General features: G+C 38.2%; 10 protein-coding genes. 9 read left to right on the plus strand and 1 reads right to left on the minus strand.

Annotation, left to right across the window (positions count from 1 at the left end):
• Window positions 1-629 precede the first annotated feature (629 nt).
• From ASE74_RS18130 to ASE74_RS18145, 4 genes are all read left to right on the plus strand, one after another.
• Complete coding sequence (locus ASE74_RS18130; RefSeq protein WP_055912130.1) at window positions 630-1,193, plus strand: TetR/AcrR family transcriptional regulator; 564 nt, start codon at window positions 630-632, stop codon at window positions 1,191-1,193.
• 40 nt (window positions 1,194-1,233) lie between these two features.
• A complete protein-coding gene (locus ASE74_RS18135) occupies window positions 1,234-1,644 on the plus strand; it encodes a nuclear transport factor 2 family protein (protein ID WP_055912132.1) in 411 nt (136 codons plus the stop codon).
• An 11-nt stretch (window positions 1,645-1,655) separates the two neighbouring features.
• A complete protein-coding gene (locus ASE74_RS18140; RefSeq protein ID WP_082458847.1) occupies window positions 1,656-2,624 on the plus strand; it encodes an alpha/beta fold hydrolase in 969 nt (322 codons plus the stop codon).
• Window positions 2,625-3,060: 436 nt separating this feature from the next.
• Window positions 3,061-3,510 (plus strand): VOC family protein, encoded by a 450-nt coding sequence (locus tag ASE74_RS18145; protein WP_055912139.1) that lies wholly within the window; start codon window positions 3,061-3,063, stop codon window positions 3,508-3,510.
• A gap of 248 nt (window positions 3,511-3,758) precedes the next feature.
• Here ASE74_RS18145 and ASE74_RS18150 read toward each other — a convergent pair whose 3' ends face one another.
• On the minus strand, window positions 3,759-4,091 hold the full coding sequence (locus ASE74_RS18150) for a hypothetical protein (RefSeq protein ID WP_055912142.1): 333 nt from the start codon (window positions 4,089-4,091) through the stop codon (window positions 3,759-3,761).
• Window positions 4,092-4,274: 183 nt separating this feature from the next.
• On the opposite strand from ASE74_RS18150, the gene ASE74_RS18155 reads away from it, so the two are divergent.
• The 5 genes from ASE74_RS18155 to ASE74_RS18175 all read left to right on the plus strand — a co-directional run bounded on the left by ASE74_RS18155 (window position 4,275) and on the right by ASE74_RS18175 (window position 8,204).
• Complete coding sequence (locus ASE74_RS18155; protein WP_055912144.1) at window positions 4,275-5,042, plus strand: hypothetical protein; 768 nt, start codon at window positions 4,275-4,277, stop codon at window positions 5,040-5,042.
• 92 nt (window positions 5,043-5,134) lie between these two features.
• Entirely contained in the window at window positions 5,135-5,404 is a 270-nt protein-coding gene (locus tag ASE74_RS18160; RefSeq protein WP_055912152.1) for a helix-turn-helix domain-containing protein, read from the plus strand.
• A complete protein-coding gene (locus ASE74_RS18165; protein WP_055912146.1) occupies window positions 5,401-5,712 on the plus strand; it encodes a hypothetical protein in 312 nt (103 codons plus the stop codon). The genes ASE74_RS18160 and ASE74_RS18165 overlap by 4 nt, the downstream gene beginning before the upstream one ends.
• A gap of 385 nt (window positions 5,713-6,097) precedes the next feature.
• Window positions 6,098-6,916, plus strand: coding sequence for a hypothetical protein (locus ASE74_RS18170; RefSeq protein ID WP_055912148.1), 819 nt, complete (start codon window positions 6,098-6,100; stop codon window positions 6,914-6,916).
• Between the two features lie 196 nt (window positions 6,917-7,112).
• A complete protein-coding gene (locus ASE74_RS18175; protein WP_055912150.1) occupies window positions 7,113-8,204 on the plus strand; it encodes a hypothetical protein in 1,092 nt (363 codons plus the stop codon).
• The last annotated feature ends 15 nt before the right edge of the window (window positions 8,205-8,219 follow it).

Below are 8,219 nucleotides of genomic sequence, written 5' to 3' on the forward strand. Positions count from 1 at the left end.
ACACCAAACGAAGTTATTCTAACAAACCGCCGTATACCGAACGGTACGTACGGTGGTGTGAGGAGACAGCAGGGAAACTAATTCCCTGCTTCTTACTCGATTATATATTGTTTTAAGTTGCAGTATTTCAGTATTTTATGTAATAATTTTTCTTTTAAGCTGGTTCGACCTATTCACTTATTGTTTTCTACTTAACTGGATTTTTTCTAGATTTTCCAAACATCATTTCGAAAAGAGATAAAATTTTAACGTTTGTTCAACTTGGTGGCCTTGTCAGAAAAACCTGCTAAGGCATTTAATTCATTCATAAACAGTATTGAAAACAAATCTGGCTGTTATTCTTTAGCCATTGTTTTCTGAACACCAACAGACCTCATTATTTCACTTATAGAAAACACAAAAAAAGATTGGTCATTTGGTCTGGGTAGAGCACAATTTTTAACAGGTGAGCTTTAAACCATTTTCTATTGTATAAATCATTATCCTTCCAAATTAGGTAGGATATGTGCTAAGAGATAGCGGACGTATAACACTTGACGAAAAATAAGAGAAACCATATGTAAATAGCAAATTAGAAAAGTATTTTAACGAACGTTAGGTAATATATAGTTTTTAGTTATATTTGCTTTATGAGACCACAGAAAATTTTAGATACAGATATGATATCCGGCCTTACCAAAGTTTTTAGGGATAAAGGCTATGAAGGAGCGAGTTTAAATGATTTAGCGGAAGTAACCGGATTAAAGAAAGCAAGTCTATATCATCGATTTCCAAATGGAAAGCAAGAGATGGCAGAATGTGTACTAAGCGATATAGACCAGTGGGTTGATGAAAATATTTTCTTTGCTCTATTGGACGAAACTAAATCAACAGAACTGAGATTAAAAGATGCCTTGAAAAATATTGAAATTCTTTATGACAGCGGAAAAAATACGTGTGTTTTAAGAGCTTTTTCTATGCACGGCGGATTAACGTTATTTGAGGAGCAGATAAAATCTGGGATGGAAAAGTGGATTTCCGCTTTCAATGTTTTGGGGATGTCATTAAAATTCACTTCCACAGAATCTCAGCAAAACGCTATTCAAACGTTTATAGATTTGCAGGGAAGCCTCGTTGTAACAAAAGGCTTAGCTGATACAAGTATTTTTAAAAATACTTTAAAAAATATTGAAAAGAGATACTCAATAGCGTAAAAAAATTTGAACTAATAAATTAACAAACGTTCGGTAAATTATGATGCAATTACATCCGCTGCCACCTTTTAACGAAGAAACAGCGATACAAAAAATTCAAAAGGCAGAAGATGCCTGGAACAGCAAAGACCCTATTCGAATTTCAAAAGCATATACGCTTGATACAGAATGGCGTAATAGAAATCAATTCATTAACGGAAGGAAAGAAGTACAGGATTTTCTTGCTGACAAATGGAAAAATGAATTGGATTACAAACTTAAAAAACAGCTTTGGACATTTAACGACAATCGTATTGCTGTAAGATTTGAGTATGAATATCGAGATAAAAATGGTCAGTGGTTTAGAGCTTACGGAAACGAAAATTGGGAATTTGATGAAAATGGATTAATGAACAAAAGGTATGCAAGCATCAATGACTTAAAAATTAAGGAAAAAGAAAGAAAGTTATAAATAGTCTGAATATGAAAAAAATAATCCTATTACAATTTATCATCCTATTCACTCTATCTGGATGTAAAAGCCAAACAATTAATAATACTAAAGTTAAATCAAAAAGTATGACACTGAAATACCCTACATTATTTAAAACCATCAATGTTGAAGGAATTAATATTGCTTATAGAGAAGCAGGAAACCCAAAAAATCCTACAATAGTACTCTTACACGGTTTTCCTTCATCTTCACATCAATACCGAAAAGTTTTATCACAGTTATCGGACGAGTTTCACCTAATCGCCCCAGATTATCCCTCATTTGGAAACAGCGATTTTCCATTGGCAAGTGAATACGAATACACTTTTGATAATATTGCAAAAACAATTGACGCCTTTCTAGAAAAGAAAAAAATTGACTCTTATGCATTAATGATACAAGATTATGGAGCACCTATTGGTTTCAGAATAGCTACAGCTCACCCAGAAAGGGTTACGGCAATAATAAATCAAAACGGAAATGCTTATTTAGAAGGTTTGGGCGAGGCTTGGACTGGAATTAGAGCACTTTGGAAAGTTCGGAACGCTGAAACCGAAAAAGCAATACTGCCTGCCTTTTCACTGGAAGGTTTGAAATGGCAATACACACATGGAACAAGAAATATTGAAACAATAAATCCAGACACTTGGCATTTAGATTATTTAAGACTTTCAAGACCAAATGCACATAAAGTCAATATGGATTTATTTTACGACTACCAAAACAACTTAAAACTATATCCAAAATGGCAACAATATTTAAGAGATAATCAGCCACCTTTATTAATAGTTTGGGGAAAAAATGACGAATTTTTCCCTGAAAGCGGAGCAGTCGCTTTCAAAAAAGATGTAAAGGAAATCGATTATAATATTTATGATACTGGGCATTTCGCATTAGAAGAGGATGGAGATGAAATTATAGAAAAAATTAGAGTTTTTATGATGAAAGTCGGGCAGTAATTGCCAATGCTAAAGTTCTGCAACCGCAATAGCGGAGATTTCGGTTGCAGAACGTTTTTTTTACTAAGAAAGTTTTATATTGGCAGGGAATGGTGCCTAGAGCAACCACTTTTTGTGAAGCTTACAGCACAAGGGGAAACAGCACCAAAAATGTATTTCTTTTATAGTTGTCTTTTTTGGCAAAAGTCTCTTTCATGCTTTGAGTTCAAGACCTGCAGCGATCACTGGGCTTTAAATATTATTAAAAACAGGCGCTTTTCCGAGATCTTGAGTATACAGAATTCAAATCCTGAAATTAAAATCTGGGAAATTTAAAGGCAAAACAATACTTTTAAATGGACTAAGGAACAAAAAATTTTATCACGCCAGGAAATGACAAACTGCAAAAAATCTTACCTTTAATACCGTTACGTACAATCAAGTCAAAATTTACATCATGAACATAAAGTATGCGCATACCAACATTATAACAAAAGATTGGAAGGAACTTGCACGTTTCTATGAAATCGTGTTTAATTGCATAGCGGTTCCACCTATACGAAACTATCAAGGGGAGTGGCTTGAAAAAGGCACCGGCGTCTTTAACGCAAATTTACAAGGGATACAATTACGGCTACCTGGCTATGGGGATAATGGACCTACATTAGAAATCTATCAGTATTCAGAAATGATTAATGCTGACAGACACTTAGCCAATCAAAAAGGATTTGGACATATCGCATTTAAGGTAGAGGATATTGCAGGGGTTTTAGCAATAGCATTAAAGAATGGAGCATCGAAAATTGGAGAGCTAAGCGAACATCATTTTGATAATATCGGTGTATTTAGGTTTATTTACATCTCAGACCCGGACGGGAATATAATAGAACTCCTAAACTGGAGTTGATATTAGTTTCGCAAACTTAGAAATTTGAAATCGAACGGTTTCTTGGTTAGAAATCTACAGCCTAAATATTATAATTATTGGAGAGATTTCGAGTCAACATTTCAATAGAATGCTTAAGACTGGGCATTTTATTTTAAAACATGCTATTCTCCAATTCCTGAAATCCCTCGTTGCTTAGAAATTTGTAGCTACCTGAAGAATATTGAACGAAAGACATTTTGCTAATTTAATTTTCCTTGACTTAAAGCTTAAGACACCCAATAAGCTAAGTAATCTCCTTGGTGGAATACCAATATTCCACCATTTAATTTGATATAGAAATAATCATGAACCGGTATCATCATTTCATGATCATAGGGATTGGTAACCATAAATCTGATCGTGAGGAAGTAGCCGTCTACTTTTTTGGCAATTGCATATTGATCCGCTTTGGTTGAAAAAGCGTTTTTCGACAATTTTGTGCTAATTTTTGTTATCTTGATTTTAACGGTATAACCACTTTGTGGTAACTGATAGTCAATCTCATCAAAGTTTCCGGATTTTTGAGGGACTGTGCATAAACCGGAGTAAATTGACCCCATCTCACCAGCAATATATTTAATTTAAATTTTTGATTGTCCCAATGTTAGAGATTGACAAAGGGGGGGCAAATATATTAGTATAATATGCAGTGCTTAAGAAACTGATGAGGTGTTGACAACTTAATTCTGTGAACTTTTTTTTAAAAAAAAAACTGGTATTTTTATAAAAATAGTTCCAAGTTTATGACAGTCAGTTACTTCAAGCCTCGAAAATTCTTTTCGTTTTCAGCTCATCCTTATGATATTGGAAATATTATTGGTTTTTGGCAAAGACATGATGATAATCACTTCCTGCTAAAAGTCTATGCGATGGATGAGGAAAATTTCGATGCTTTCTATAATTATCATTTAAAATATGCACTGGAAAATAATATCGCAACAAATCAAGATTTTTACAGGCATGTATGGCAGATTGTAGATAGTCGGATCAGGCATTTTGAGTTGCAAGATCCATTTTCAAGAAAACATGCCTTGCATAAAAATAATATTCAAAAGCTTCAGGCTTTTCAGAGATATCTTGATAGTGTTGATGAATGGAATGCCCGACCGTCTCATTTGCTAATTGCTGAAAAAGACGCGGTTATACAAAGGCAGCAATCAGAGATTGAAGCGCTCAAAGTAAAGCTGTCAGAGTTGAATGTATTTGAAGTCACCCAGAAGGTGTGGATTGACGAGGGATATCTTCCGACTTTAATCGATCTGATCTTGCAGTTGAGGGAACTGGGACTGAATTCAGGGAGAAAGCTGTTGAAAAGTGACCATAAGATTCCTTATGCTAAAATGATCAGCAAGTATTTTTCCCACGCCGGAAAAGATATTTCCATTGAAACAATTAGAAATTATTTTGTGGAGAAGAAGGGGGATGTGCCGGTTAAGGGGACCATGGTTCCAACTGATCGCCGCCTTTTTAGGATTGTCAGGGCAGATGGAGATTTTGGATCAGTTGTTTAACAGTTGAACATGACCAGGCCGGTTCAGTGGTCATGGTTTTAGATACCTTCAGTAACACTTTTGCTTCGTATAATTTAAATACGGAGGTAAAAATGCAAATTGAAATTTTAACATGGGAAGATCTTCAAAGGTTCAGGAAGGAACTTATTGAGGAAATCAAAGGAATCGTCAAAACTGGTGAGTTGAGAACTGGTGGCGATTGGTTGCGAAGTGCGGAGGTAAGAAAACTCCTGAAGATCTCACCGGGGACTTTACAGAATCTGCGCATCAATGGGTCTTTGCCCTATCAAAAGATTGGCAGCATCGTGTATTATGCACATTCGGATATTATGAAGTTGCTGGATAAAATTGGAAGGGGATGATGGATACAATAGGACTGCTAACCAATTATCTAAGGGTAGCTCGTGGAAGAACCGATTTTCACCAGTCGCACCAGAACCTTTATTCGGCAATATTAATTTGTTTTGGAAAAGCTTTATTTCAAAATCCTTTCCGGATCAGCCGACGGGAGCTGATGGCTTTTTCTGCCATTCGCTCTTATGCGACGTATCATAAATGCCTTAACGGACTGGTGGAGGTCGGGCTGATTGACTATCGTCCATCGTTTCATCCTAAACAAGCCAGCAATATATTGGTGTTCGAGAAAGTCAGAAAGATTGATGTGATCTGAAGTTGCCGGAGGGACATAATCGTTAGAACATTATATCCTTCTTGAGCGAGGTAGCTCGTTATTTGCTTAGCTGCTTATCAAGTTATGCTGATCGCTTGTGTATACATGAAGTTTTATATGTAATCATCTGGTTTCGTAGCTCATTTGTTTGCGAAATACTTGGATTGCCTGCTAGAAGGTTATCAGATCATCCATGTATCAAAGTAATAATATCGCTAGATATAAAGTTAGCTGGGTTATACCTATCGTAACGTCAGATATGCTGCCGGACAATGATAGGTCTTAAAAAATCTCTTGATATCCTTAAGAATTAATTTTGAGTAATTAAATGAAATGATATATCTTTCGTTATCTATTTTTCATCATCTAATACGCTCAAATAAACATGACAGGAACCCTGGCCCAGCTTATCGCTTTGGTTGCATATGGAAATCAATGTATCTCACACTTTGGCACTCACAGAGAGTTCGTTCAGCACCATAGCACTTTCCGGTTCTGCGAAAAGGTCTTTTTTACGGCCGAAAAGAAAAAATACTTCTTTTCTGAAGGCAAGCGCACAACGGTTGCCGAAAACCCACTTGAATGGTTCCGGTATCTTGGTCTGGACGGATGCCAGGCATTGCGTTTATACTATGAACCTTCGGATGGAAGTTCTGGTACAGCTGACCATAAACTGGCTGGCATGATCGGCGGAGGGGGGATCTGGGTGATCGAGGCGATGTATCCCGCGTATTCTGATTTTTGGTACGGTGGATGGACAGTGAGCAGGGAAGAGGCTGAGGATAACCGTGTATGGTCAGTTGAATATAGGTGCATCGGGTATGAGATAGATTCCAGAAACCTTCAGTTCAACGTTGGGGCGCAAAGGGATGTGCTTTCAAAAGCACTAAATGAAATAGAAACATTTGCCAGGGAACTAGATATGGAAAATTTTGCCCAGGTTTTCCAAAGGGCGAATGCGGCCCTGGCGTCCGCACATCCTGACCAGGATTATTATCACAGCGATCTATTGCCTGAAAATGCCTACGGGATGGCAGAGCAACAGTTGCTTTTTGCTGCCTCACGTGCATGGGTGTTTGGGGGAATGGGATCCTGGAACGATATGGGATTTGAAGACAAACAGGTTCAGCATTGCTACGAAACCGTATCCTCAGCACTTTATACAGCGATCAATACTGCTATTATTGCCGTAGTCAACTCTTAAAAAAAAATGACCAGAACCGGATTACATCAGCAGCTAACGGCCAAGGGACCGGGCGGAAAGCTTGAAAAACTCCTTCAATATTCCAGGGACTGCATCAGGCTTTGTCCAAAGTCCGCTGTGGAAGAGGAAATTGCGGGGGTTTAATCAGTATTGGTTGGATGCTTAACCTTAGAATAAAACAAAAGATAAAATTATCGTGAAAAAGACAATCTACATTATTGCCCTAAGCCTTTTTTCAACGCAGCTGAATGCGCAGAACCTTTACCCTGAAAAGTTTGAAGACTGCAAACTGTCCGAGTTCTGCCTGGATTGCGGAAATCCGCAGGCCCAGCCACCTAAGACTGTATTCCAGAATATCCTGCGCGGAATCGGCGAAAAAAACCTTGCAACCCTTAAAGGCACCATAGAAATGCAGATCCTGGTCGATCAGGAAGGCAAGCCCTGTCTATTGAGCGTCGATAATAAGACCAATCTGGGTTCAGCTGAACTCAAACTCAAACAATCGGTCAATGCGACTGAAAACTGGACGCCAGCAATAGACGGTACGAAAAAGCAGAATAGCTCGGTATCGCTCATCATGGAATTCGAGGGTGGGAAATTCCGGGCAAAACGCCGGACATTTAACTTTACCAACCAGTCCAATATGAAAGCTGCTGGCACTCCTGATCGGAAGGGAAGCGAGCGGGACGAGCTGAGCGAGAGCTGGAAAGTATTTACCCAAAGCAACTCAGAACTGCCCTGGGATATGAGCAGGGCTGTGGCTACCGACTTAAAAGGTGATGTCTGGATCGGAACGGATAACGGGATCGTGAAAATATCGGGCAGTAAATGGCAGCATTTTAATTCTGGGAATACCATTATTTCGGCAACGCAGTACAATAGGGCACAGACAGAGTCGGTTAGGGATATGGCGGTTGATCAAAAGGACAATAAGTGGTTTGTGATCGGCTATGATCTTTACCGCTATGATAACCGCACCTGGACCAGATTCGATTCCCTGAACTCACCCATTAACTGGGCAAGAAAGATCGTTGTTGATCCCAAGGGGAATATGCTTTTTACCTCCTGGGAAGGCGTGGCCAGGTTGGCCGGTAGCAAATGGAGCGTAATGAACAAGAAGAACTCAAAGTTGCCATCTGACAGGATTCTGGGGGTATTTGTGGACAGCAAGGACCGTACCTGGATCGGTACCTTTGAGGGTAACGTTGTAAGCTCCCCTGTTTTTCAGACCATTCAAAAGTATAATTTTGTCCTCAAATTTCCTGTAATAAATCTACAGGAGATTTGAAGTTCAATGCTTGAT

The organism is Pedobacter sp. Leaf216 (assembly GCF_001421515.1).
GTDB lineage: Bacteria > Bacteroidota > Bacteroidia > Sphingobacteriales > Sphingobacteriaceae > Pedobacter.